Source organism: Microbispora sp. CA-102843 (assembly GCF_050936215.1).
Lineage (GTDB): Bacteria > Actinomycetota > Actinomycetes > Streptosporangiales > Streptosporangiaceae > Microbispora.
The window spans coordinates 3,966,456-3,991,983 of the sequence record NZ_JBNJNF010000001.1 but is presented as its reverse complement, the minus strand read 5'-3'; the positions used below and the strand labels follow the sequence as shown (position 1 = coordinate 3,991,983).

At 69.7% G+C, this 25,528-nt stretch carries 22 protein-coding genes; 7 read left to right on the top strand and 15 right to left on the bottom strand.

The genetic code is table 11. The features are described from left to right. Positions 1–43 precede the first annotated feature (43 nt). Genes ACQEVJ_RS18545 through ACQEVJ_RS18525 form a run of 5 tightly spaced genes read right to left on the bottom strand, consistent with a single transcriptional unit; the run spans position 44 to position 5,477 of the window. Positions 44–883, bottom strand: coding sequence for a sugar phosphate isomerase/epimerase family protein (locus tag ACQEVJ_RS18545; RefSeq protein WP_433102568.1), 840 nt, complete (start codon positions 881–883; stop codon positions 44–46). Next, positions 880–2,112, bottom strand: coding sequence for an ABC transporter substrate-binding protein (locus ACQEVJ_RS18540; RefSeq protein ID WP_433102566.1), 1,233 nt, complete (start codon positions 2,110–2,112; stop codon positions 880–882). The genes ACQEVJ_RS18545 and ACQEVJ_RS18540 overlap by 4 nt, the downstream gene beginning before the upstream one ends. Then, positions 2,099–3,040: an ABC transporter permease gene (locus tag ACQEVJ_RS18535; RefSeq protein WP_433102564.1), complete on the bottom strand. Its 942-nt coding sequence runs from the start codon at positions 3,038–3,040 to the stop codon at positions 2,099–2,101. The genes ACQEVJ_RS18540 and ACQEVJ_RS18535 overlap by 14 nt, the downstream gene beginning before the upstream one ends. Then, positions 3,037–4,035 (bottom strand): ABC transporter permease, encoded by a 999-nt coding sequence (locus ACQEVJ_RS18530; protein WP_433102562.1) that lies wholly within the window; start codon positions 4,033–4,035, stop codon positions 3,037–3,039. Before ACQEVJ_RS18530 ends, ACQEVJ_RS18535 begins: the two co-directional genes overlap by 4 nt. Next, positions 4,032–5,477 (bottom strand): sugar ABC transporter ATP-binding protein, encoded by a 1,446-nt coding sequence (locus ACQEVJ_RS18525; RefSeq protein WP_433102560.1) that lies wholly within the window; start codon positions 5,475–5,477, stop codon positions 4,032–4,034. Before ACQEVJ_RS18525 ends, ACQEVJ_RS18530 begins: the two co-directional genes overlap by 4 nt. Positions 5,478–5,797: 320 nt before the next feature. On the opposite strand from ACQEVJ_RS18525, the gene ACQEVJ_RS18520 reads away from it, so the two are divergent. Further along, entirely contained in the window at positions 5,798–6,961 is a 1,164-nt protein-coding gene (locus ACQEVJ_RS18520) for an ROK family transcriptional regulator (RefSeq protein ID WP_433112827.1), read from the top strand. A gap of 198 nt (positions 6,962–7,159) precedes the next feature. Here the strand turns inward: ACQEVJ_RS18520 and ACQEVJ_RS18515 are convergent, their stop codons facing one another. Next, complete coding sequence (locus ACQEVJ_RS18515) at positions 7,160–7,801, bottom strand: hypothetical protein (protein ID WP_433102558.1); 642 nt, start codon at positions 7,799–7,801, stop codon at positions 7,160–7,162. Positions 7,802–7,909: 108 nt separating this feature from the next. Further along, entirely contained in the window at positions 7,910–11,860 is a 3,951-nt protein-coding gene (locus ACQEVJ_RS18510) for a ThuA domain-containing protein (RefSeq protein ID WP_433102556.1), read from the bottom strand. 311 nt (positions 11,861–12,171) lie between these two features. Here ACQEVJ_RS18510 and ACQEVJ_RS18505 point away from each other — a divergent pair, with 311 nt between their 5' ends. Then, positions 12,172–12,576 carry a hypothetical protein gene (locus ACQEVJ_RS18505; protein WP_433102554.1) on the top strand — a complete coding sequence of 135 codons (405 nt, stop codon included), beginning with the start codon at positions 12,172–12,174 and terminating at the stop codon, positions 12,574–12,576. Between the two features lie 70 nt (positions 12,577–12,646). After that, positions 12,647–14,788, top strand: coding sequence for an MMPL family transporter (locus ACQEVJ_RS18500; RefSeq protein WP_433102552.1), 2,142 nt, complete (start codon positions 12,647–12,649; stop codon positions 14,786–14,788). A 166-nt stretch (positions 14,789–14,954) separates the two neighbouring features. Here the strand turns inward: ACQEVJ_RS18500 and ACQEVJ_RS18495 are convergent, their stop codons facing one another. From ACQEVJ_RS18495 to ACQEVJ_RS18460, 8 genes are all read right to left on the bottom strand, one after another. Further along, complete coding sequence (locus ACQEVJ_RS18495) at positions 14,955–15,104, bottom strand: hypothetical protein (protein WP_433102550.1); 150 nt, start codon at positions 15,102–15,104, stop codon at positions 14,955–14,957. Between the two features lie 18 nt (positions 15,105–15,122). Continuing rightward, positions 15,123–15,836, bottom strand: a complete 714-nt coding sequence (locus ACQEVJ_RS18490; protein WP_433102548.1) for an alpha/beta hydrolase — start codon at positions 15,834–15,836, stop codon at positions 15,123–15,125. Positions 15,837–15,932: 96 nt separating this feature from the next. After that, complete coding sequence (locus ACQEVJ_RS18485) at positions 15,933–16,679, bottom strand: copper homeostasis protein CutC (protein ID WP_433102546.1); 747 nt, start codon at positions 16,677–16,679, stop codon at positions 15,933–15,935. 10 nt (positions 16,680–16,689) lie between these two features. Next, complete coding sequence (locus ACQEVJ_RS18480) at positions 16,690–17,640, bottom strand: asparaginase (RefSeq protein WP_433102544.1); 951 nt, start codon at positions 17,638–17,640, stop codon at positions 16,690–16,692. After that, positions 17,627–18,457 carry an amino acid ABC transporter permease gene (locus ACQEVJ_RS18475; protein WP_433102542.1) on the bottom strand — a complete coding sequence of 277 codons (831 nt, stop codon included), beginning with the start codon at positions 18,455–18,457 and terminating at the stop codon, positions 17,627–17,629. The genes ACQEVJ_RS18480 and ACQEVJ_RS18475 overlap by 14 nt, the downstream gene beginning before the upstream one ends. Next, positions 18,454–19,098 (bottom strand): amino acid ABC transporter permease, encoded by a 645-nt coding sequence (locus tag ACQEVJ_RS18470; protein ID WP_433102540.1) that lies wholly within the window; start codon positions 19,096–19,098, stop codon positions 18,454–18,456. Before ACQEVJ_RS18470 ends, ACQEVJ_RS18475 begins: the two co-directional genes overlap by 4 nt. Further along, on the bottom strand, positions 19,098–20,027 hold the full coding sequence (locus ACQEVJ_RS18465) for a glutamate ABC transporter substrate-binding protein (RefSeq protein ID WP_433102538.1): 930 nt from the start codon (positions 20,025–20,027) through the stop codon (positions 19,098–19,100). Before ACQEVJ_RS18465 ends, ACQEVJ_RS18470 begins: the two co-directional genes overlap by 1 nt. 22 nt (positions 20,028–20,049) lie before the next feature. Then, a complete protein-coding gene (locus tag ACQEVJ_RS18460; RefSeq protein WP_433102536.1) occupies positions 20,050–20,778 on the bottom strand; it encodes an amino acid ABC transporter ATP-binding protein in 729 nt (242 codons plus the stop codon). A 104-nt stretch (positions 20,779–20,882) separates the two neighbouring features. Here ACQEVJ_RS18460 and ACQEVJ_RS18455 point away from each other — a divergent pair, with 104 nt between their 5' ends. The 4 genes from ACQEVJ_RS18455 (at position 20,883) to ACQEVJ_RS18440 (ending at position 25,527) form a co-directional block, all read left to right on the top strand. Continuing rightward, positions 20,883–22,025, top strand: coding sequence for an ROK family protein (locus ACQEVJ_RS18455; RefSeq protein ID WP_433102535.1), 1,143 nt, complete (start codon positions 20,883–20,885; stop codon positions 22,023–22,025). A gap of 14 nt (positions 22,026–22,039) precedes the next feature. Further along, positions 22,040–22,738, top strand: coding sequence for an HAD hydrolase-like protein (locus tag ACQEVJ_RS18450; protein WP_433102534.1), 699 nt, complete (start codon positions 22,040–22,042; stop codon positions 22,736–22,738). Positions 22,739–23,131: 393 nt separating this feature from the next. Then, positions 23,132–24,175: an ABC transporter ATP-binding protein gene (locus ACQEVJ_RS18445; RefSeq protein WP_433102533.1), complete on the top strand. Its 1,044-nt coding sequence runs from the start codon at positions 23,132–23,134 to the stop codon at positions 24,173–24,175. Further along, a complete protein-coding gene (locus ACQEVJ_RS18440) occupies positions 24,172–25,527 on the top strand; it encodes an ABC transporter permease (protein ID WP_433102532.1) in 1,356 nt (451 codons plus the stop codon). The genes ACQEVJ_RS18445 and ACQEVJ_RS18440 overlap by 4 nt, the downstream gene beginning before the upstream one ends. Position 25,528 lies beyond the last annotated feature (1 nt).

Genomic DNA, 25,528 nt, shown 5'->3' with positions numbered 1-25,528 from the left:
CTCCCGCGGTTCCCCGCCATGGCGGGGAACCGCGGGCCGCCGGCTACAGCGACCTGAGGAAGGCCAGACCGTCCACGGCGAGGGAGTCCTGGCTCGGTGCGAGCGGCCGCCAGATGGAGGCCGCGGTGGCGATCGTCTGGTTGTGGGCGGTGAAGGATTCGATAACGAGGGGGCCCGCATAGCCCGCTTCACGCAGGGCCTGGGTGAAGGCGGGCCAGTCGAAGCGGTCGGCGCCTGGTGTGCCCCGATCCGTTCCGCAGACCTGCACATGCGCGATCCGGCCCGCCGCGGCACGTACGGCTTGCGCCGGATCCTTCTCCTCGATGTTCATGTGATAGACGTCGAGCGCCAGGCCGCATCCGTCGGGCAATGCCTCAAGAGCCTGCTCAACGGTGTTGAGCAGACTGGTCTCGTAGCGGTTGAGCGGCTCGACCGCGATCGCCACGCCGCGCTCGCCGGCGTAGTCGACCACGGGTTCCAGGTTGTTCCGGAGCTCGGTGTAGATCGTCCGGCGCTCGCCGTACGACATCCGCCAGGTCCTGCCGACCGAGGCGTACGCGGGCCCGCCGATCACCGGGGAGCCCACGGCCACCGCCACATCCACGCAGTGCCGCAGGTAGTCCTGTGTCTCCTCGACGACCCCGGCCGTGGCCGCCACGAGCTCCCGCCCCGGCGGCATGACCAGCACCACCGATGCCTTCAGCCCGTGTTCGGCAAGCAGTGCCGCGGCCTTGTGAGGATCCCAGTCGCCGGGCCGCTCTACCGGCAGCTCGATGACGTCGAACCCCCAGGCCGCGACCCGGGGCACCAGGGACGCGAGGTCGCCGTCCGTCAGCGGCGACACCCACACCCAACTGTTCACTCCGAGAGGGAACGCGCTCACCCCTTCTTACCGCCCCACTTCTCGGGGAATCCCGGCATCTCCTCGCAGCCGCACAGCGCGTAGTGCAGCGGCGGCATGTTCGGCTGCAGGTACCGGTCGAGGTTCTCCGATGTGATCTTGGGCTGCGGAAGGTTCCACACCTTCGGCACCTCCTCACCCTTGAGGATCTTCAAGGCGGCGATGATCGGTGTGCGCCACTGGTAGGTGGGGTACGTGGGAGCGACGGCGGTCAGACCGTCGTCCTTCCACTTACGCAGGAAGTCCTGCTGGTCTTCACCGGTCATCGGCGGGACGGGCATGCCGGCATCCTCGAACGCCTCAGCGACGGCCACGGAGGTGGCTCCCGAGTCCATCCAGACGCCGTCAAGCTTGCCGTACCGCTGGATGTAGTCATTGACGATGCCCTTGGCCTTGGCCGCGTCGCCATCGGTGAACTCCACACCGACGACCTGGAGGCCGCTGGAGTCGAAGGCGGCCTTCGCCGCCGACCAGCGGGTCTCCAGTACATCCACCCCAGGGCTGATGCGCAGCGCCAGAATCTTCCCGCCGGCCGGCACCTTCTCCACGAGGAACTCGGCCGCGTCGGCACCGAACGCGTAGCCGCCGATCGGCTTGATGAACGTCACCGGGCAGTCGGTCTCCACGCCCCGGTCGAAGACGATGACCGGGACCTTGCCGCAGGCGCCCTTGACGGCCGGAGTGAGCGTCGCCGTCGTGTTGGGCGAGACGATCAACGCGTCGCACCCCTTGGCCTGCAGCTCGGCGATGTCAGAGATCTGCTTGTCGTCCTTGCCCTCGGCGTCGAGGGCGGTGAGCTTGGAGATCTCCTTGTGCAACGCCACCTCGGCCTGCATGGTCTTCCAGCCGACCTGCCGCCAGGGGTTGTCGACCGCCGCGTTGGAGAAGCACAGGTGGTACGGCCCATCCTTCTTCTTGTACTCGGCGGTGGACACCATCTGCGGCGCGATGGCCTGCTCCCAGGGCTTGTCCGCCGGTCCCTCCGCCGTCTGCGAGCGCATCGCGAGCTGAGCGTCGTAGTCGGCCTGGACGAAGAACTTGGACTGCTCACCGGTCCCCGAGGCCGGCGCCGTCGAAGCGGCCGCGGTCGGCGCCGTGTCGGCGGCCGTGTCGGCGGCTGTGGTGGTGCTGGGCTTGTCGCTGGTGCAGCCGCCGGCGGCGAGCACCGTCAGAGCCGCAGCGGCGAGGATGAGCGGTCTATGACGCGGCATGGGCGTCTCCTTTTATTCTCGGGGCAGTGAGGAAGGGAAGACGGATGGCTCCGGCCGCTACGGCGGCGATGAGGACGACGCCCTGCACGGTGAACTTCAGCGCCCCAGAGACGCCGTACAGGTTGAGCAGAGTGAACAAGGCCTCCAGGGTGAACGCCCCGGCCATCGCGGCGATAACCGTGCCGCGACCGCCGCCGAGGACGACGCCGCCCAGGACGACGGCGGTGATTGCCTGGAACTCCAGTCCCTGGCCGACCTGAGCGGACACTCCGGCGAACCCACCGAGCAGGATTCCGGCCACTGCGGCGGACACGCCGGAGAGGGCGAAGGCGATGATCCTCACCCTGGTGACCCGTACGCCGGACAGGGCGGCCGCGCGCTCGTTGTCGCCGATGGCGATGAGTGTCCTACCGAAGTTCGCCCGCATCAGCAGCACGGCCGCGACGGCGACGACCACGAGGATGAGCACGGCCCATCCGGTCTCCCTGCCGAACATGCGGAAGGCTTGGGAGAGCGCGCCGCGCGGTGCGCCGCCCGTCCACAGGAAGACCGCGCCGGACAGCACGAGCATCATGCCGAGCGTGGTGATGAACGACGGCACGCGGAGGAGGGTCGTCACCGCACCGTTGACCAGACCGACGAACAGGCCGAGAACGATCAGCAGGGCCAGCACCGGCCAGGTCGCCGCCTCGTCCCCGTCGATCAAGCGGGCGGCGACGACCACCTCGACGGTGACCAGCGACCCGACCGACAGGTCGAACTCGCCGGAGACGATCACCAGGTACTGCCCGGCGGCGAGGATGACCAGGGGCGCGGCGCGCCTGACGAAGGAGAGGAACCCAGCGGGCTCGAGGAAGAACGGGTTGACGATCGCGATGGCGGCCAGCAGCACCGCCAGCACCGCGAGAATCGGCAGCGCACGCTTCACGTCCGCCTCCTTCCGACCAGGCCCGTACGCCGGGCGTAGACGGCAACGGCGACGACGATCACCACCCCCCGCACGACGTCCTTGAAGAAGGAGTTCACTTCCAGCTGGTTGAACACGCTGTCCAGGACGGCGAGCAACAGCACGCCGCCCACGGTGCCCGCGACTCCGCCTCTGCCCCCGGCCAGCGCGGTGCCGCCGAGGACGACGGCGGCGATGGACTCGAGGTCGTATCCACCGTCGGTGCCCACGGTCGGGGCTCCGGCGCCGAGCCTGCTGGCCAGCAGCAGTCCCGCGATCCCGGCACAGAGTGAGCACAGCACGTGCGTGACGATGATCACCCGATCGGTGCGGATGCCGGACAATCTGGCGACCTCGACGTCACCGCCGACGGCGTACACCCGGTAGCCGTATTTGGTCCGTCTGAGCAGGAACCAGGCGACGAGTGCGACCGCGGCCCAGAGCAACGCCGAGACGGGCACGGGGCCCAACCGGTCGTAGCCAAGGTGCTGGAAGGACTCCGGCACCCGGCCGGTCGGGCCGTCGTAGAGGTCGCCCATGATTCCCTTGATGATCAGTGCGACGCCGAGCGTGGCGATGAACGCGTGCACGCGCAACTTGCTGATCATCAGGCCGTTGACCAGCCCGACCAGCGCGCTCACTCCCACGACGGCGCCGACCGCGAGCACGATGTTGGAGTCCTGGCCCGCCATGGTCACCGCCGCGACCAGCGAGGTGAGGCTGATCAGATAGGCGACCGACAGGTCGAGGGATCCCGCCAGGATGGCCAGCGTCTGGCCTACCGCGACGATCCCGAGCGCCGCCGAGCGCTGCTGCACCCCGACGACGGTCTCCATGGTGAGGAACTGACCACCGTCCACGGCGACCAGCGCCCAGCCCACGAGGATCACGCCGGCCAGTGCCAGGAAGACGACACTCGTGGGGTTTACCAGCGCCGCGAACCTGGCCCTGCGATCAGCAAGCACGTTTTGGGTCATGCGGACACCTCGCCCGCGGCCAGGCTCATGATGGCCTCCTCTGAGGAGCCTGCGGGAAGGGTGCCCACAATGCGGCCCTCCCGGAGCACGACGATGCGGTCGCTCATGCCGATCAGCTCGGGCAGCTCGGAGGAGATCATCATGATCGCGACGCCGTCTTCGGCCAGCTCGCGCATCAGGTCGTGGATGGCCGCCTTGGCGCCCACGTCGACCCCACGGGTGGGCTCGTCGAACAGGAGCACCTTCGGGGCGACGGTCATCCACTTGGCGAGCACGACCTTCTGCTGGTTGCCGCCGGACAGGTAGCGAACCTCCTGCTCCTCGCGGGGCGGCCTGAGCCGTACACGTTCCAGCAGTTCTCGCACCCCGCTGCGGCGACCACCACGGCCCATCGCGCGGGTCACGAGAAGGGCGTTGTCGCGCACCGACTGGCGCAGGGCCAGACCCTCGCTCTTGCGGTCCTCGGTCACCAGGCCGACTCCGGCGCGGATTGCCTCGCGGACCGAGTGCGGGCGCACCGGCGTCATCTCGCCCCGGGTGAACGGCTCGGCACCGAACAGGGCCTTGGCCAGCTCCGATCGGCCGGATCCCTGAAGCCCGGCGATGCCGACGATCTCCCCCGCGTTCAGCTTCAGGTCGATGTCGTGCAGCCGGTCGTTGCCGCCGCCGGTGACCTGGAGCCGTGTCTCCCCAACCGCGGTGGAGCGTGGCGGGAAGTAACCGTTCAGATCGCGCCCGACCATGAGGCGGACCAGATCCTCGGAGGTGACGTCCTCGGTGGCGACCGTGGTGACCAGTCTGCCGTCCTTGATGACCGTCACGTGATCGCTGAGGTCGAACACCTCGCGCAGCCGGTGAGAGATGTAGAGCACGGCGATGCCTCGCTCCTGCAATCGCCGCACCAGCCGGTAGAGCAGTTCGACCTCGTGCTCGGCGAGCGCAGCAGTGGGCTCGTCCATCACGACGATCCGGGCATCGAGCGACAGCGCCTTGACGATCTCTACGACCTGCTGCTGAGCGACCGACAGGCGCTTGACCGGCCATCGGGGGCCGAAGGAGTCCTCACCCAGTTCGGCGAGCAGCCGGGCGGTCGCGGTGTCCATCGCGGTCCGGTCGACCAAGCCGCGCCGTATCGGTTCCCTTCCGAGGAAGACATTCTCGGACACGGTCCGCTCGGGCAGCAGATTGAACTCCTGGTAGATGATCGCCACGCCGGCGCGCTGGGCGTCCAGCGGATGGCCGAACGATACGCGCCGGCCGTCGATCTCGATCGTTCCCTCGTCGTGTGCGTGCACTCCGGCGAGGATCTTCATGAGCGTGGACTTGCCCGCTCCGTTCTCCCCCACGATCGCGTGGACCTCGCCCGCCACGACCGCAAGGTCGACACCGGATAACACCCGCACGCCGAAGAAGCTCTTGCCGATGCCCGTCATGGTCAGCATCGGGTCTACTCCGCTACAGGAACGGAGGGGAGAAAGGCCGCGCGGATTCGCGTGGCGCGGTCACCCGCAGGGGCGAAGTAAGTAAGGGCCCGCCCAATGCCGTACTGCTGGGCTCTCTGGATTCTCGGCTCGGGCACGCCATTAACGCACGTCATAAACTCGCTCCCGACCGGCACCCAGTCTGCTTGTCAGAACTTTAGGTGTGCCGCTACGTATCGCCGTGAGCGTATACACGACTTATGACTTCGGTCAAGCAAAAGGCGGCGTAGAGTAAGACATAAGGAAACGTCGATTACGAAGGAGTGCCAGTGACTCAGGGCATGCCCAGCGGGACCGGAGCGGGAATACTGCTCTCGATCCTGCGCGACGGGCGGGCGCGTACCCGCGCTGAGCTGGTCCAGCTCACTGGTTTGTCAAGGAGCGCGGTGTCCCAACGGATTGACGCTCTGCTGCACCAGCGCTTGATCCTGCCCGCCGACGAGACGACTCCATCGGGCGGCAGGCCCGCCACCGCCTTCTCCTTCAATCGTGAGGCCCGCATGGTGCTCGCCGCCGACCTCGGCGTCACCCACGCCAGGATCGCCGTCAGCGACCTCGGTGGCGCGGTCCTGGCAGAACGTGCCGCCGACCTGCCCATCGACCGGGGACCCGAGCCGACGCTGAGCTGGGTTCTCGACACCTTCCGCGAGTTGCTCGCCGAGTGCGGTCACACTGCGTCAGACGTATGCGGAGTCGGCGTCGGCCTCCCTGGCCCCGTGGACCACGAAAGCGGCACGGCAGTCAACCCCCCGATCATGCCGGGCTGGGACGGCTTCCCCGTACCTAACTGGCTCGGCGAGCGGCTCGGCGTTCCGGTGCTCGTTGACAACGACGTGAACATCATGACGCTGGGCGAGCATTGGGCCGCCTACTCCAGTGTCGAGCACCTGCTCTTCGTGAAGGTGGGCACCGGCATCGGCTGCGGCATCATCGCCGGAGGCCGCCTGCATCGCGGCGCCCGGGGAGCGGCAGGGGATATCGGCCACGTCCGCACATTCACCCTCGACCAGGTGCAGTGCCGCTGCGGCTATGTCGGCTGTCTGGAGGCCGTGGCCGGCGGCGCGGCTCTGGTCGCCCGCCTCCGCGACATGGGGCTTGATGTCGCCGATGGCCGGGACGTCGTGCGCCTGACCAAGGAAGGCAATCCCCAGGCCATCCGCCTAGTCCGGCAGGGCGGCAGAGAGGTCGGCAGCGCGCTCGCCTCGATCGTCAACTTCTTCAACCCCACGGTGATCGTGGTCGGCGGCGACCTCGTCGAAGCAGGCGACCACCTTCTGGCAGGCGTCCGCGAAATGATCTACGGCCGCTCGTTGCCACTGGCCACCCAGAGTCTCAGCATCCGTGCCAGCAAGCTCGGTGACCGGGCGGGCGTTACCGGCGCCGCTGTCATGGTCATCGAGCGCATCCTGGCTCCCGAGACTGTCGATCGGTCAGTTACCGCGTAACTTCTGTCGAATCACGGCATATCTATCCGCTGATAGTCGCAAAACCTGCTCCTAGTCTCCAGCAGGTTCGTCTATTCCGGCCCCTTACAAGCCAGACGCGTGCCTCGAAAATTGCACTCGGGCTTCCAAAAGCTCCCAGTGGGTGGGCCACCCCTTCGGCGAAGGGGGGCCCGTTTCCTTTCTGGTCCCGCCGCCGGTTCAGGACTGGTTGAACAGCGACAGCGTCAGGGTGGAGTGGTACTCCCCGGCGGCGACGTCGACCGGAGTGCGCAGGGCCAGATCGGCGTTGACCTCCGAAGTGCCGATCTCGTCCGCGGAGTTCGCGATCGACACGAGCAGCTCCTGGCCCTTCAGACCTTCGGTGGGGGCTCCGGTGCCGTCGGAGATGACACTGGAGACCGGCTCACCGGCCGACACCGCCCCGGTGGAGGAGTCGCTCAGCAGGCGCGGCTTCCATCCCAGGTACTCCGGGCCGATGGTCTTGGCGGAGTCTCCGGTCGCGGTGAACTGGCTGGACTGGCCGACCACCGCCCAGAACTCACCGGCCGGGATCTCCTCGGGCAGGCGGGTGTCGGTCACCGTGACCGTCGGCAGGGTGCCGGTGAACTGGCGGGCGGCGGCATCCGAGCCGTTCTCCGTGAGGGCCACTCCGTTGTTGTCGGCCACGGTCATCGACAGCTGACCGGGAGTGGTGGTGGGCTCGATGTTCACCGACACGTCGATGCCGTCGCCAGAGCCGTCGCCGGGTCCGTCAGCCGCCATCGCGGGACCGACCACACCCGAAAGCGCCAGGCCGAGCACCGACACGGCCAGTAGCTGGGCAGTTCTCTTGGTCTTCACGTGATGACTCCTTTTTTGGGAGGCATGGGGGGCGGGGCCGGCCGACCAATCGTCCAGTCGGCCGGCCGGCCCCAGTTCAGTACTGTTCAGTACTGTTCAGTACCGCGGTCAGGCGCAGCTGATCGCGTTGTAGGCGGCCTCGTAGGACGTGGTGACCTGCTTGCCGCCGATCGTCGACGTCCCGGTCACGGTCACCTTGCCCGCGCCGATCTGCTTGGCCCGCGCGTTGAAGGACTGGTACGCCTGCTTGCCCGAGGCCACGTCGGCCGCGGTCTTGGAACCGTACGGGGTCGTCAACGTCACGGTCGCCGGCACATCGGCGTCGTTGACGGCCGTCACCGCCACGTACGCCGACGTGCCCACGCAGCGGGACGAGGCGGTCACGGTCAGCGGAACACCGGGAGAGGAAACCGGGGCGAAGCTGAACCGCTGGTTGTCGGCGTTGCTGCAGGTCCACTGGATCACCGCGGCGCCGTCGGCCTTGGAGTTGCCGTTGATGTCGAGGCACAGGCCACTTACCGCCGAATTGACCTGGTAGGCATCTCCGGACGGGATGAGATAGAACCGCTGGTTGACCTGGTCCTTATGTCCGTCGGGATGGCAGGAGTACTGGACGAGCTGGGTGCCCGTCGCGGTCGAGCCGGTCGGCACGTCAAGGCACTTGCCGCTCTTGACGTTCTTGAGTTGGTAGGCCCCCGCGGTGAAGGGAATGGCCTCCCACTGCTGCTCGCTGCCCTCCGTCGCACTCATCTGAACGATCTTGGCGTCATCGGCGGTCGAGGCGTTCTGCGGCGTGACGTACTTGCCGCTGTGCTTGGGGGAGATGGTGTAGACACCCTTGGCCCCTCCTCCGACCGTGACTGTCGCGACCATGCCTGCCCACTTCTTGCCGTCGTAGCCGGAGTGGAGCCTGCAGATGACCGTCCAGGTCCCTTCCCGATCGAAGGTGTATGAGACCGGCGCACCTCCCGGCGAGACAGCGCCCTTGGTGACCTCGAAGATGTCGCCGCCGTTCGGATCCGGATTGCCGCCGGGCGGCACGAGCCAGACATCGTGCGGCATCCCCGCGTCCGGCGCGTTGAAGTGCCAGGTGACGGTGCCACCGCGGGCGATCTCGCAGTTATCGGGACTCCACCCCGTGCCCGTGGCGTAGATGTCGCACTTCGTGGGGAGCGTCCTGCCGCCGTCGAGCACCGTGAAGATGGCGCTCTGCGGGTTGGAGGCGTTCCCGGAGTAGTCGGTGGCTCGGTAGTCGACCGTGTACTTCCCCGGGTTCTTGAACGGTACCGGCGCGTCGTAGGCGGTCCACGCTCCGCCGTTGACGCGGTACTCGACCTTTTCCACGCCGGCACAGCCGACATCGTTGGCGGTGAGTTTGAGCGTGGCCGAGTCGATGTAGGTGTTCTGCTGGCTGGGGTGGGCTCGGCCCTCGATCTGGTGCGAGACCGTCGGTGCCTGGGTGTCCTCCGCGCACGTGGTGGAGGGCTTGAACTCGATCTTGACCAACTCCATCTTCGCTGTGGAGTTGAGCTGAGCGCGGCAGCAGCCGAAGGTCCAGCGCCCCATGTAGAGGGCGCCGTCGGGCCCGAACCTGGTCGGGATCACGAAGCTGCTGTTCGGCGTGCCGAAGTGGTTCACCGGCAGCCAGTCGTTGACCCGGAGCATCTGGTTGTTGTCCTGCCGCAGGCGGACCTCCTTCCAGAACCCGTTGTCGGCGCCACGGTTGGTGATCAGCCACGAGCCGTCGTAGTAGGGCGGGAAGGCGCCGGGACCGTAGCTGTCCTTGTATCGGTAGACCGGGCCGGTGACCGGCTGCATGCCCCCGGCGCCCAGGTCGCCGAAGTCCATCGGATTCTCACCGCCGGGGTTGCCGGGGTACTTGCGCCAGATGGTCGCCTTCTTCGCGGGGCCTGGGATTTCATCGAGGCCCTGGAACGTGGGCTGCGAATTCTTGCCGCCCGGCGGGGCCCAGGCGAGGTCGGCCGGGATCTTGTCGAGCGAGCAGTCGTACTGCTGACCGGTCGAGGAGTTGGTCTCGTAGTTCCAGCGCCACGTGGTGTTGGTCTTCGAGTTGTCGCCGACGCAGAACGGCCAGCCCTGGAAGCCGGGCCCGTCGACCAGATCCCACTCGCAGGTGCCGGCCGGGCTGCGGTCGGCCTGGTCCACCGAGTTGTCGTGGCAGTACTCGCCGACGACGACCGTACCCGGGTTGGCGGGGTCGGTGTGCACCGTGAACGGCTGCCGGAAGCCCATGGCATAGATCTCCGGCCGGGTCTTCGGGGTCCCCGGCGGGAACATGTTGCCCTTCGGAACCGTGTAGGTCTTGTCCAGGCCGGGGTCGGTGGCGCTCCCCGGGCCCGAAGGCGGAATGTCCTTGATCGGTTTGATGCGCAGGACCTTGCCGCGCAGGTCGGCGGTGTTGGCCGCCGTCTTGCGTGAATCCCAGCGCTCGGAGGCGCGATGGTCCATCGGCACGTAGCGGTTGTGGCCGGGCGCGTTCGGGGAGACGTCGTCGCCGACGCCGATGTAGAGGTTGCCTTCGGAGTCGAACACCAGGCTCGCGCCGCCGACATGGCCGGGGCCGTTGTCGGTGGGGCCACCGGGGAAGCCTGAGGGGTTGCCCGAGATCTTCGCCTTGGGCACGCGCAGGATCTCCCGCTCATCGTATGGATGTGCCGGGTCACCGCCTGCTTGTGCGGGCTCGAACGCGGTGCCGGTCTCGTTCAGCGTGAAGCGGCTGATCAGGTTGTAGCCGACCGTTATCTGGTTGCCCGTGGTCGGCCAGTCGGGGTTGCGCGGGGAATAGTAGACGTAGATGTCGCGCTTGCTCGGGTTCGACAGGTCGAAGCCCGGCTCCAGGCTCATCCCCAGCACGCCGTCCTCGGAGTTGCCGTGGTCGGCGCGGGTCGGGATCGTCGCGACCGTGGTCGAGTTGTTCGCCGGGCCGTTCGGATCGTGCATCTTCACGTAGCCCTGGGACTCGTAGCCCGTTGTGGGGCCGATCTCGGTCCAGTAGAGCTTGCCGTCCGGCGCCACGTCGAGAGCCATCGGGCCGTTCGCATTGTCGACCAGGGTCGTGCGGGTGAAGTTCGACCACACGGTGCCCGAGCAGTCGGTCTTGTTTCCCTCGCCGGCGACCCAGCGCACCCCTCCGACGATCTGCTTGATCAGCGGGTTGTCGCCGCCGTTCTCGCTGTAACGCACGCCGAAGTGACCCTGCGAGGTCACCCAGGTCCGCCCATCGTTGTAGGACCGCGGGGTGGCGGTGCCGTCCTTGACCCTGTCGCCGTCGTAGAGCTTGCACCACGTCGTGGGGTGGTCCTGGCCCATTTTCTGGCTGCCGGTGTTGTAGGTGCGCTCGTCGAAGGTCTCGAGCACGTGGTGGGTGCCCCGGACGCTGCGGACGAAGTTGTAGTGCTCGTCGGCGAGCTGGTAGGTGTCGGGCAGGTCTTTGGTGGAGAGGTGGTTGTGGTCGGCAACCTGGACGGTTGCGGCGTTGCCGGTCGCCGACCCACTCGAGTGGGCGGTCATCGTCGTGCCGATGACGCTGTCCGGCCCGCCGTCCCACCAGTCCCACACGGACACGCCGGCGCCGGCGTCGGTCATGTTGTGCACAGCCGCGATCCCGCCCCGGTTCTGGGTGAAGCGGATCACCGCGTCGCGCTGTGCCTGGTTGAAGAGCGGTCCGGGCCGACCGCCGCCGGCGTACGACCACGATGCGTTCAGGAACAGGATCGCGTTGTATCGGGCTAGGTTCTCGTCAGTGAAGATGCGGGGGTTCTTGTTCGGGTTGTCGCAGTTGTTCGGGCCGCCACCGTTGTTGTCGCAGTCCTCCCAGTCGACCTCGTAGCCTGCGGCCTTGAGAGCGGCCTGCACCGCCGGGCGACCGTTGTCGATCGCCTCGGCGTGCCGGTACCCGGTCGTGCCGGTGTAGATGAGGACTCTCTTGCTGTCCTCCGCCTTGGCAGGAGCCGCGAGGAGGGCACTGTTGGCCTGCCCGGTGCTCGTCGCCTGGGCAGCAGTCGCCAGGTGGGTGCTCTTCGCTTGGGCAGCCGTCACTGGGGCGAGCATCTGAGCCCCAAGAGCGACCGCAGTCAGCGCGATTAAAGAACGCCTCACACTCCGCGCGGGCAGCGCGGCGTTCCGCATACCACTCACTTCCTCTCCCTATGCGGCGGCGACCAGCCCCGCGGCCGGAGCGGTGTGGTTCGACCGCCTGAGGTTAAGACGTAGCGTCTGCGCCTTTTGTCCAGGTGTCAAGGACTTTCGTCATGTGAATGACAAAACCAGCCCAGGTCGCATCGTTGTTTCGTTTGTCAAAGACGTTAGTTGTCTTGAACGAGACGGTTTCGTCGGTTAGCGTCCCCGCTATGAGCGGGCAGAGGGTTCACCGGCGGCTTCTCAGCGTCGCTGCGGCCACAGTTTCGATCGCCGTCGGAGCACTGGCTCTGACGGGATGTAGCGACGGTTCCGGGGAGGCGAAGACGCGGGGGCGCGACCTGACCGCGCTTCAATGCCCGATGGTGGAGACGGGGCAGCACGGGGGCGTCAACCAGTACAGGCCCGCGAAGAACGCCTTCGATACGGCGGAGCTGCTCGGGTTGGAGCTCGCTGAGGCGCGTGAGAAGGCGGCCCGTCACAACTGCGAAATCATCGTTTCGCGCGAGGACGACAAGAGCCGGCCCGTGCCGATAGAGATCGACCCGACGAGGATCTACGTCTACATCGCGCATGGCGTCGTCAGCTACATAGAAGGGGTCGGTGGTGGGCTCTAAGGTCGGCGACCCGATGCGACCTCTCACCAGGGCTTCCGTAATCGCCGCCGGTCGGCGGTCACGGTGGGTCGTGATCGCGGTGTGGCTTGCGCTCGCGATGCTCGCGGTGCCGCTACAAGCCAAACTCGGCGAGCGGGCCGCCGACGAGAGCGAGACCTTCCTCGTCCGGGGATCGGAGTCGGCGGCGGTCAAGCGGATCATCGACGAGCGGTTCCGGCGCGGCAGCGAGACAGCGGCGGTGATCGCCTACTTCCGCGAGAGTGGGATCACCGCGGACGACGGACGGCGCGCGGACGCCGACGCCCTCGCGCTGTGCCGGTCCGGCGCGATCCCGAACTTGACGATGGTCGCCACCCCGTACCAACGCGCGTGCGGCGAGACCGATCCGCTCGACATGAGCCCGGGCGGTTCGCTGCTCACCTCGCCCGACGACACCGTCATCTTGAGCACGGTCCTGATGACCGACGACTCGACGCCCGACATCGAGCAGGCGGTCGCGGCAATCCGTGAGGTAGTCCCGTCGGCCGCCGGCGACGAGAGCGGATTGAGGGCCTTCGTGACCGGCCGTGCCGGCTTCGAGGCCGATCGAAAAGCTGCGCTTAAAGGGATCAACGGGACCCTCTTAGCAGTCACGATCGCCGTGCTGCTGTTCCTGCTGCTCGTGACCTACCGCTCGCCGCTGGTTGCTCTGGTACCGCTGGCCGTCGTCGCCCTCGCCTATCTCGTCACCGCCGGCCTCGCCTACGGCCTCGTCGCCGTTGGCCTCACCGAGGTCAGCGGCCAGACAACCTCGATCCTGATCGTGCTGATGTTCGGTGCGGGCACCGACTACTGTCTGCTGATCGTGGCACGGTTTCGCGACGAGCTGCGCCGGGCGCGGGACGTCGAGGAGGCGATGGTCGCCGCCGCCCAGCGCACCGCCCCAGCGATTTTCTCCGCCGGAGCAATCGTCGTCGGCGCGATGATGGTCCTCGCCCTTGCCGACTTCAACGCCACGCGCGAGATGGGCCCGATCCTCGCCCTCGGTGTCGCGATCATGGTCTGTGCCGGCCTGACGCTCCTGCCCGCGGTGCTCACCGCCCTCGGGCGACGGGCGTTCTGGCCCGCGATTCCCCGCCTCGAGCCCGAGTCCGCACCTGCGGTCACGTTTTGGGGGCGCGTCGCGGGCCTCGTACACGCACGTCCGAGAGTGATCGCCGCGGCGGTCACCGCTCTCCTCGCTGCGGGAGCGCTGGCCGGCATCGGCGGGCGTCCGGTGCTCGACTTCTCCGAGTCCTTCCGCGAGGCGCCGGACTCGGTCCGCGGCCAGCAGGTGATCCGCGACCACTTCATCCCCGGCCGGGCGGCGCCGCTTCGCATCGTCGTAGCCGACGAGGTAAGCGGGAAGGTCCAGAGCGCTCTCACCGAAGGCACGCACACACCCGTCGCCGACATGCACGCGGTGGCGAGGTCGGTCGGGGCGGACGGCGACTCCCTGGGTGCGGAGGCGCAAGGCCAGCGAAGGTCCGCGAAGGACTTGCTCATCTTCGATGCAGACCTGCGGATGGATCCGTTCTCGGAGCAGTCCACCGACACCGTCCCAGTGCTGCGCGAGGTCGCTGAGCGCGCGGCCGACGGCCAAACCATCCTGATCGGCGGGACCGTGGCCGAGAACTACGATGCCCGCCAGGCACTCGGCCGTGACACCAGGCTGATCGTCCCGGTCAGCCTTGCCCTGATCCTCGTCGTCCTCGCTGTGCTCCTGCGCGCGGTGGTGATGCCGCTCTACGTGATCGCGACCGTGATCCTCTCCTTCGGCTTCGCCCTCGGCGTCGGTTCCCTCATCTTCACCCACCTCCTAGGCCAGCCGGCCTCAGACCCAAATCTGCCGATATACGCGTTCATCTTCCTCGTCGCCCTGGGCGTCGACTACAACGTGTTTCTCCTCAGCCGGATCAGCGAGCGGCGTCGACAGCACGAGACCCGCCGCGCGGTGACGGAGGCCCTTGAGCGAACCGGCGGCGTGATCACCTCCGCCGGCCTCGTGCTCGCCGCCACCTTCGCGACTTTGATGGTGCTTCCGATGGAGGCGCTGTTTCAGATCGGCTTTGTGGTCACCCTGGGCCTGCTCGCCGACACCTTCCTCGTCCGGGCCCTGCTCGTCCCCGCTCTCGCGGTGATGCTCGGCGAGCGAAACTGGTGGCCGTTCAGGCAGACCGCTACCCCAGACTGACGTCGCCGGTGCTGTACCTCTTGCTCATGCATGCTGTGCCCCAGCGTGGTGGAACTCGCGCGCGTCAGCAACCTTCGCGTGCTGGCGGGCAACCTTAGACGGGCCTTGCCGGCCCAAGGTAGCGTCGCGCCGTCTTGTCATGCGAGGTTTATGGGACGCCCAGACATCACCGAAGCCGCCCGCTGGGCGGATCAACCCCCTGCCGGCTCACCAGGCGGAATCCGACGGACTCCTGCCGGGCAAGCGGCGCGATCTCCTCCAGGCCGTCGGGCACGCCGTACGCGGTGGGCAGCAGGGCGAGGCCGAGCCGCGCCACACCGAGGATCACATGGAACTAGGGCTGCGAGATCCACCAGCGGACGGCCGCGGCGGCCGTCTGCGGCGGCACCTGGTGCCCACCGCGGAACTCCTCGTACGCCACCTCGTAACCGCTCTCCCGCAACTCGGGGACGAGCCGCCTGCTGCACCGGTCGATCGGCAGCACACGGTCGGAGGCGCCGTGGGAGACGAAGATCCGGGGACGGCCGTGCCGGATCATCGGCGCCATGAACCCCGGGGAGAACGCGAGCACGGCGTGGAACAGGTCGCCGTTGGCCAGACCCAGCGACAGGGCGTAGGAAGCGCCGTCGGAGAAACCGGCCACGGCCACCCCGTCGAGTTCCACGGCAGTGCGGGAGAACGCCTCCTCCAGCGCGGCGTCGATCCTGGAAACGTCCGCGCCGTATCCACCGACGATCACATCCCAGGTGGTCGAGACGGCCTGCGGCGCGAGCAGCAGCACGCCGAGCTCCTCGGCCTGGGGCAGCAGCCACTCCAGCGCCTGCTCCGCCGCGCCGCCCGCGCCGTGCAGCACGACGGCGAGCGGGGACGGCCCGGGCCCCGGGGCGGGCGGCACGTAGAACAGGGCACGCCCGCCCAGGCGGTGCAGCCCCGGCACGAGAGGCTCGGCGTGCTGGGGCGGCACCCCGACGGGACGGGCGGACAGGCGGCCGTGTCGCACGCCCTCCTCGGGCCCCGGATGGGGCCGGCTCCGCTCCGGCATGGCCATCGGCCTCACCTCCCGCCCACGGTCTACCCCTCCTGACCGCCGGTCACCTCATTCCCGGCGGTCCGAGGGACCGGGCGGCCCGGGGACGGGCGGGCTTCAGCCGCGGGCCGCGGCGATCACCTCCGTGACCATGGCGGGCGAGGTGACCCGGCGGACGTACTCCGGCTGGCGCAGCTCACCGCCCATGAAGGGGTACGGGTTGCGGTGGACGGCCGGGCTGGGCTCGTCCACCAGGGCGGCGAAGTGGATCTCCCTGGCCCCGGTCGCCTCGACCACCCGGCTCACGTTGCGCGGGGTGATCCCGCCCCCGGGCATGACGACCAGCCGGTCGCCGGCCCGCTCCACCAGTTCGGCGATCAGCGGCGCGCCCTCCAGGGCCGAGCTGTCCTGGCCGGAGGTGAGCACCCGGTCGATCCCCAGGCCGGCCAGCGTCTCCAGCGCGGCGAACGGGTCGGCCGTCATGTCGAAGGCCCGGTGGAAGGTGACCGAGAGCCCGGCGGCCGCGTCGATGAGACGCCTGGCCACCTCGGTGTCCACCTCCCCTGCCGGGGTGAGCGCGCCGATCACGACGCCCTGCGCCCCGGCGTCGCGCACCGCCGCCACGTCGCGGACCATCGCCGCGACCTCGTGCTCGTCGTAGACGAAGTCGCCGCCGCGCGGCCGGATGATCACGTGGACCCGGATCGACGAGACCGCCGCCAGCGTGGCCTCGACCGTGCCCAGGGTGGGCGTCAGGCCGCCCTCGAACAGCGCGGCGCACAACTCCACGCGGTGCGCGCCCGCCCGCTCGGCGGCCAGCGCCCCGGCCGTGCTGTCGATGCAGATCTCGTACGTCAGGCTCATGTCTCCCCCATCAGAAAGCTGCATGGATCTCACCGACCGGGACTCCCCCGCCCAGCACAGGAACGGTCGTGAACTCGGCCGCCGCCGAGATATCCGCGCCCGCGGCCCGCAGCGCGGCGAGCGCGACGGCGGTCGTCGCACGGGGGCCGCCGTCGATCGCCTTGACGGCCGCCGCGTGCCCGGAGGCGAGCGCCACGACCAGCACCCCCTCGGCTCCGCCCTTCACCACGGCGCCGGGCAGCGCCTCCATCAGGCGGGTGTTCACGTGGCCGGTCCCGCCGACGTACTCCGGGTGCGCCCGCATGGCGTCGGCGACCGCGCGCGGCGGCGTCCCCGGCGCGGACACGACCATGGCGCGTACGGCACGGGCCAGGCCCGTCAGCGAGATCCCGAACAGCGGGGCGCCGCAGCCGTCGACGGCGACGTGGGCGGCCTTCTCCCCCGACAGCTCCTCCACCACCGACCTGACCCGCTCCTGCACGAAGTGGCCGGGGTCGAGGTAGGTGGCGGCAGGCGCGCCCGAGGCCACGGCGGCGGCGAGCATCGCGGCGTGCTTGCCCGAGCAGTTCATCCGCTCCCGCGACGGCCCGAGCCCCGCCTTGACCAGGGCCTGCCGGGCGCCCTCGTCCTCCGGCCAGTCGGGCGGGCAGCGCAGGTCGCCGAAGCCGAGCCCGGCCTCGCCGAGCATCTCGGCCACGAGCCGCACGTGGAAGTCCTCCCCCGTGTGGCTGCCCGCGGCGATCGCGAGCGCGGGCCCCTGCAGGTGGGCCCCGGCGAGCAGGCAGGCGAGGGCCTGGAACGGCTTGGCCGACGAGCGCGGCAGCACCGGCGCGTGCACCGGGCCGCGCGCGACGGCGACCTCGCCGCCCGGCGAGAGCGCGACCACGCTGCCGAAGTGGACGCTCTCCACGAAGCCGGACCGCACGACCTCCGCGAGCGGGGTGTATTCAGCGATGGACACGGGTGATCCTCCTGCGCGGGCCGCCCCTGCCCGCCACGGAGCGGTCGAGGGAACGGGCGAGCGCGGACAGCGACGCGTTGACCACGAGGTAGACCAGCGCGACGACGATGTACGTCTGGATGAGCAGGCCGTTGTAGTTGGCCAGGACCTTGCCGCTGTAGAGCAGTTCGGCGTAGCTGACGACGAAGCCGAGTGAGGTGTCCTTCAGCAGGCCGACCGACTGGCTGACGATCGAGGGCAGCACCCGGCGGGCCGCCTGCGGCAGCACGACCAGCCGCATCGACTGCCCCTGGGTGAGCCCGAGGGCCAGGGCGGCCTCCCCCTGCCCCCTCTCGACGGACATGATCCCGGCCCGGAAGATCTCGGCGAACGCCGCCGCGTTGGACACGGCCAGCGGCACCACGAGCTTCCAGAACAGCGGCAGGTCCAGGCCATACCTCGGCAGCGCGAACAGCACGAGGTAGACCAGCAGCAGCGCCGGGATCGTCCGCACGGCCTCGACGTACGCGGCGGACGGAAGGCGGACCGCGCGGCGCCGCGACAGCCGTCCGAGCGCGAGGGTGATCCCGGCCGCCATCGCGAGCGCGGCGGACACGACGGCGGCCAGCGCGGTGGACCACAGCCCGCCGAGCAGGTAGCGCCACATCGGCCAGGTCGCGTACGGCTGCCAGCGCTCGGCGGCGAGCTGCCCGTTGGCGGCGAACTGGCGCACGGCCAGGGCCAGCAGGGCGAGCAGCACCAGCACGCCCGCGACAGTGGCGAGGCGGATGCGGCGGCGGGCGCGCGGGCCCGGCTCGTCGAACAGCAGGTTGCTCACCGCGCCACCGCCAGCCGTCGTTCGAGCCGCCCGGTCACGAACCCGGCGCAGGCGGCGACCGCCGCGTACGCCAGGCCCGCCCCCACGAAGATCGGGATGGGCTGCGCCTCCAGCAGGTTCACCCGGTTGGCCGCGGCGGTCAGTTCGACCACGCCCACGGCCGCCGCGAGCGAGGTGTTCATCGTGAGCGCGATGAAGATGTTGCCGATCGGCTGGACGACGGTCCGCAGCGCCTGGGGCAGCACGACGTGGCGCAGCGACTGGCCGAACGTCAGCCCCAGGGCGCGGGCCGCCTCGCCCTGACCGGCGGAGATCGCGTTGACGCCCGAGCGGAGGGCCTCGGCGATGTAGGCGCCCTCGTACAGCGCGATCACCACGATGGCCGTGGTGGTCAGGCCGGCCTTGAGCCCGATCTCGGGCAGGCCGAAGACCGCGAGCACGAGCAGCACGAGCAGCGGGAGGTTCTGCAGGGTCTCGACATAGACGGTCGCGACCGTGCGCAGCACCGGGACCGGCCCGACCCGCATCGCCACGATCACGAGCCCCACGACCGCGGCGCCGACGAACGACGCCGCGGTCATCTGGAGGGTCACGACCAGCCCCTGCCAGAACTCGGGCAGGTGATCAAGCAGCGCCGACATCAGGAACCCGGCACCGAACCGATCTCGGGCGGCGTGGGAGCCTCGCCCTGCACGACCGTGCCGAGGGAGTTCTTCCAGATGTCCTGCCAGACGCCGTTCGCCTGGATCTTCTTCAGCCAGTCGTTGACGAACGACTTGAACTGGTCGTCGCCGTGCTTGAGGCCGATGCCGTACGGGTCCTCGGTGAACGGCTTGGCCACGACCTGCAGCTCGGGATCCTTCTTGGCGTCGGCGACCAGCAGCGTCTCGTCCTGCACGTAGGCGACGCCGCGGTCCTGCTTGAGCGCCTGGACACACTCGGGGTCGCCGCCGAAGGTGACGATCTTCGCCTGCGGCGCGAGCTTCTTGATCGCGGGGATCGCGGGGGTGTTGGCCCCGGCGATGACGGTCTTGCCGTTCAGGTCCTGCGGCGAGGAGATCCCCGTCGTGCCCTTCTTGACGGCGATCGACAGGCCCGAGGAGTAGTACGGCCCGGCGAAGGCGACCTGCTCGGCCCGCTCCGGGGTGATCGTGTAGGTCTGGAAGACCACGTCCACGGTGCCGTTGCTCAGCAACGCCTCCCGGGTCTCCGACGCCGAGTTGACGATCTTCACCTTCGGCTGCCCGATGATGTACTTGGCCAGCGCCTTGCCGAGGTCGGCGTCGAAGCCCTCCACCTCGCCGGTGACCGGGTTCTGCTGGGACAGCAGCGGCGCGTCGAGCGAGCCGCCGACGATCAGCTCGCCGCGCTGCTTGATCTTCTCCATCGTCGAGCCGGGCAGGATGTCCGCAGCGGCGGCCACCGGCGCCTTGGCGAGCACGCCACCGCCGCCGCCCTCGCTCGCACCCGCGCCCGGCACGGCCGAGCCGGCCGAGTCCGTCCCGGCACAGGCCGTCAAGCCGGCCATCGCCACGGCGGCGACAGCGGCCACCCGCTTAATGGACACCATCGGGGTCCACCATCCTTTGCGATCAGTGCGTGAGTACCTTGGCCAGGAAGTCCCTGGCCCGATCGGTCCGGGGGGAGTCGAAGAAGGCGTTCGGCTCTCCCGTCTCGACGATCCGGCCGCCGTCCATGAACACCACGCGGTCGGCCGCGCGGCGCGCGAACCCCATCTCGTGGGTGACGACGACCATGGTCATGCCGTCCGCGGCCAGGCCCGTCATGACGTCGAGGACCTCGCCGACCATCTCCGGGTCGAGCGCCGAGGTGGGCTCGTCGAAGAGCATGACCTTGGGCCGCATGGCGAGCGCGCGGGCGATGGCGGCGCGCTGCTGCTGGCCGCCCGACAGCCGCGCGGGCTGCTTGCCGGCCTGCTCGGCGATGCCGACCCGGGCCAGCAGTTCGTGGGCGGTCCGCTCGGCCTCGGCACGGCTCACGCCGCGCACCTTCATCGGCGCGAGCATCACGTTCTCCAGCACGGTCTTGTGCTGGAAGAGGTTGAAGTTCTGGAAGACCATCCCCACGTCGGCCCGCAGCCGGGCCAGCGCGCGGCCCTCCGCAGGCACGGGCACCCCGTCGACGAGGACCTCGCCCGCGTCCGCCGCCTCCAGCCGGTTGAGGCACCGGCACAGCGTCGACTTGCCGGACCCGGAGGGGCCGATCACCACCACGACCTCGCCGCGCGCCACGTCGAGGTCGACGTCGTGCAGCACGTGGTGCTCACCGAACCACTTGTTGAGGCCTCGTACCCGAATCATCGCCATCTTCCTTCGAAATCGAAGATATGGCGGACCGTAATGGATGATTCTGGGCGAAGTCAACGCGTTGGCGCACAAAGTCAAGTCGTGGTATTCCTTCCTCCATGCCAGGCAAAGAGAGGTTGCCGGTGCGGGGGGCGCAGGGCGACCTTCTGCGCCTCGTCGCCGCCGGCCACGCCGAGTCGCGGGCGGAACTCGCCCGCCTGTCCGGCCTGGCGGCCTCCAGCGTCTCGCTGCGCGTCGAAGAGCTGATCGGCAGCGGGCTGCTGGTGGAGGAGGGCGCGGGCACCTCCCGCGGCGGCCGGCGACCCCGGCGGCTGCGGCTCAGCCCCAGCGCGGGACTGCTCGCGGTCGCCGACCTGGGCGCCCACCACGCGCGCCTCGGCCTCCTCGACCTCAGCGGAACCCCGCTGGTGGTCGAGGAGCGCCCCTGCGAGATCGCGGACGGCCCCGAGGCGACCATCGACTGGATGGCGGCCGCGTTCGAGGACCTGCTGGCCGCGCACGGCCCGCCCGGGGTCCCGCTGCGCGGGGTCGGCACGGGCATCCCCGGGCCGGTGGACCCGGCGACAGGCCGGGTCGTCGCGCCCTCGCGCATGCCCGGCTGGAACAACTTCCCCGTCGCGGAACGCCTCGGCGCGCACTTCGACCTGCCGGTCCTGGTGGAGAACGACGCCAACCTCATGGCGGCCGGCGAGGCCAGGTCGTGGCCGAAGTGCGAGACGCTGATGGTGCTCAAGGCCGGCAGCGGCATCGGCTGCGGTGTGATGGTGAACGGCGCGCTCCACCGGGGGCGGGGCGCGGCCGGGGACATCAGCCACGTGCGGGTCAGGAGCGACTCGTCGGTCACCTGCTCCTGCGGGCACGACGACTGCCTGGAGGCCTACGCCAGCGGCGCGGCCCTCATGAGCGTGCTCAACGAGCAGGGCATCGAGGCGCGGCGGCCGGCCGACGTCGTCGCGCTGGTCGAGGACGGGGTGCCCGAGGCCACCGCCCTCGTACGCAACGCCGGCCGGCTCATCGGCGAGGTGCTGACCGTGCTGGTCAACTTCATCAACCCCGACGCGATCGTGGTCGGGGGCAGCCTGTCGCCGGCCGAGCCGCTGATCGCGTCGATCCGCGCGGCGGTGTACGAGCGGTGCCTGCCGCTGGCCACCCGCGACCTGGAGATCTCCACCACCCGCTCGGGGCCCGACGCCGCCCTGCTCGGCGCCGGTTCCCTGCTGCTGGACGCCGTGCTCGCCTGAACACCCACCGCCGAATGGACACGACCGCGATTGGACAGCCGTACGTGACCCGATACTGCCTCTTCGACCTCGACGGCACGCTGACCGACCCCGAGACCGGCATCGTCGCCTCGATGCGGCACGCCCTTTCCGCGGTCGGGGTTCCGGAGATGGAGCACGAGCGGCTCCGCGCCATGATCGGCCCTCCCCTTCAGGACGGCTTCCTCCTGCTCGGCGTGCCGCCGGAGCGTCTCGATGACGCCGTGCACGCCTACCGGGAGCGCTACACCGCCGGTGGGATGTACGAGAACGAGGTCATCGCGGGAATCCCCGCCGTGCTGGAGGCTCTCGTCGCCGGCGGCTGGACCCTGGCGGTGGCGACGTCGAAACCGGCGGTTTACGCGGAGAAGATCCTGGTGCACTTCGGGCTCGACGGCTTCTTCGCGTACGTGGCCGGGGCGACCCTCGACGGATCACGGCGGCACAAGGCGGACGTCATCCGGCACGCGCTCGACGTCCTCGGCGCCCCGCCCGAGGCGGCCGTCATGATCGGCGACCGCAGGGAGGACGTCGCCGGCGCGGCCGCCTGCCGTGTGCGGAGCATCGCGGTGACGTGGGGGTTCGGCGATGAGGCCGAGTTCGCCGATCCCGGCCTCATCGCCGTGGCGGACACGCCCGAGCGCCTTCTCGAGGTGCTGACGCGGACGGCGGCGGGCGACCCTCCGGCGATCTGAACGCCGGGCCGCGGGCAGGACACGGCCGCCGCGCAGGCCGGCACCGAGCGCCGACGCGAGTTCCGGCCTCCTCATCGTTACTTACCGTTTTGGGGTGTTTTTTCCCGCTTCAGGCATTTTAGTGATACTTTTTCCCAGTTCGCGGTCTTTGCGAGTTTTATGCCGATTCGCTGACGTTCAGGAACCCAGCCGCGGGGCGGCGTCGCCGTCGCCCGACGGGACCCCGCGCCCGCTCCCGTCGGCGTTCCAGTCGAACCCGGCATGTCTGTTCACGCACCATAAATCCTTTATTGCCGCAATACACACCTTCTCGCGCATTTAGCACGGCTAACTTTCTCGCTGCCGAACCGGCCGCAAATCTGCGGCCGACGCGGGCGTCGAGGAAGGACGCGGATGCGAGAGAGCGACATGGACAGGAGCCCGGCGATCCGGGCTCGCGGGATCACGAAGTCCTTCGGTGATGTGGCCGCGCTCGACGGTGTCGACCTCGACGTGGCGCGCGGGCAGGTCCACGGCCTGATCGGACCGAACGGCGCGGGCAAGACGACGCTCCTCGGTCTGCTGCTGGGCCTGGCGGTCGCCGACAGCGGCGGTCTCGAGATCCTGGGCACGCCGGTCGGGCGGACGCTCGCCGTCCCCGACGGCGTCGCGGGCTTCGTGGACGGGCCCGGGCTCTATCCCTCGCTCACCGCTCGGCAGAACCTCTCGGCCCTGGCCTCACTGCGCCCGCACGACGCCGGTCGCACCGGCGGCGTCGACGACGCGCTGGAGCAGGTTGGGCTCACCGACGTCGCCGACGACCGAGTCCGGGGCTTCTCACTGGGGATGCGTCAGCGGCTCGGGCTGGCCGCCGCTCTGCTCACCAAGCCGCGGCTGCTCGTCCTCGACGAGCCGGCCAACGGCCTGGACCCCGCAGGCAAGCACCACGTGCACCGCGTCATCACCGGACTCGCCGCTGACGGGACCGCGGTGGTCCTCTCCAGCCATCGGATGGACGACCTCGCCGCGCTGTGCTCCGAGGTCACCATTCTCGCCACCGGACGGGTCGTCTTCTCCGGTCCGGTGAGCAAGCTCGCCGCCGAGAGCGGCGAGCTCGACTACCGGCTGCTCACCTCCGACCCGGTGGCCGCCCACCGGCTGGCGTCGGAGACACCCGGGCTCCGTGTCGTGCCCGGTCGTGACTCGGGTCTGTCCCCGGACGCCGGCGTACTCGTGGTCCGCGGGCCTGTGCAGGCCCTCGACGAGCTGGTCGTGCGGCTCGTGCGAGCCGGTGTGGCGCTCCGGGAGCTGGCGCCCGTGGTGACGCCGCTCGAAGCCGCGTTCCTGGCCCTGACCGGGACCGGCGCCACTCCCACGCCAACCGGCCAGCCCACGCCAACCGGCCAGCCCGCGCCGATCGACCAGCCCGCGCCAACCGACCTGGAGGACCTGCGATGACCGCGACCGTCACCCGAACCCGGGCCGCCACCCGGCCGGCGCCCGTGCTGTCGGGCTACCGGTTCGAGCTGGTCAAGCTGCTCTCCCAGTGGCGCATCCGCCTGCTGCTGCTCGCCTGCCTGATCGCCCCGGCGGCCTTCGTGGCCGCCGTGAGCCTGCAGAGCTCGCTACCCGCCGACACGGTCTTCGGCCGCTGGATGAACGCGACCGGCTGGGCGGGGTCGCTCGTGGTGCTGGACTTCTCGTGCAACTGGGCGCTCCCGCTGCTGACGGCGCTGGTCGCCGGCGACGTCTTCGCCGCCGAGGACCGGCTGGGCACCTGGCGCCATCTCGTGGTGGCGGTGCGCTCACCGCGGCGGATCTTCGTGGCGAAGAGCCTCGCCAGCCTCACGGTCCTGCTGCTGCTCGTGGCCGGACTGGCCGCGTCGGGCATCATCGGCGGGCTGGCAGCGGTCGGCAACCGACCGCTCGCCGGCCTGGACGGCCATCTCCTCGCCCCGGCGGACGCGGCCGGCACGGTCCTGCTCGCGTGGGCCTGCGCGCTGGCGCCGACGCTGGCGTTCGCCGCGGTCGGCCTCCTCGGTTCGGTGGCCCTGGGCCGCTCGCCGATGGGTCTGCTGATGCCCGCGTTCCTCGCCTTGGTGCTGCAACTCGCGCAGTTGCTGCCGCTGCCGGTGGCGGTGCGGATGGCCCTGCCGAACAGCGCCTTCCTCGCGTGGCGCGGGCTCTTCACCAGCCCGGCGCAGGCGGGCCCCCTCCTCATCGGCATCGTGGTCAGCGTGGTGTGGGCCGTCGCCGCCACCGCGCTCGCCTATCGCCTGTTCCTACGCCGCGACTTCACCGACCTGGCATACGACGGGTCGGGCCGGCGCGTCCTCATCGCCGGGGTGCTACCGCTGGCCGGCCTGGTCGCCCTCACCGTCGGCGTGATCGCCGGCGCGACCCCGGCCACGGGCTCGGGGATCGAGAAGGGGAAGCTGCAGGACTCGCTCGCCACGGCGTACGCCCATCTCTACCGGCTGCAGACCCGGGAGCTCCATCGCCCCGACGTCACCGAGGCGCAGCTGCAGGCCGCGGCGTCCTGCGACAAGGGCGGCTCCCGGGTCCTCGACCAGGGACCGGGCAACGACTGGCGGTGTGTCGTGTCCTGGCACCTTCCCGGCACGACCGCCGTGGGCTCCGCCATCTACCAGCTCGACGTCACCGCGGACGGGCGGTACGTCGCCGACGGAGACGGACCGAAGGAGGTCAACGGCTACTTCCAGGTGCGCACCCCGGCCGGGGACGCGCCCAACCCCCTGTGGCAGTTCGACGGGAACGTCGACCTGCTCGCAAGCTCCTCTAAGGAATGAT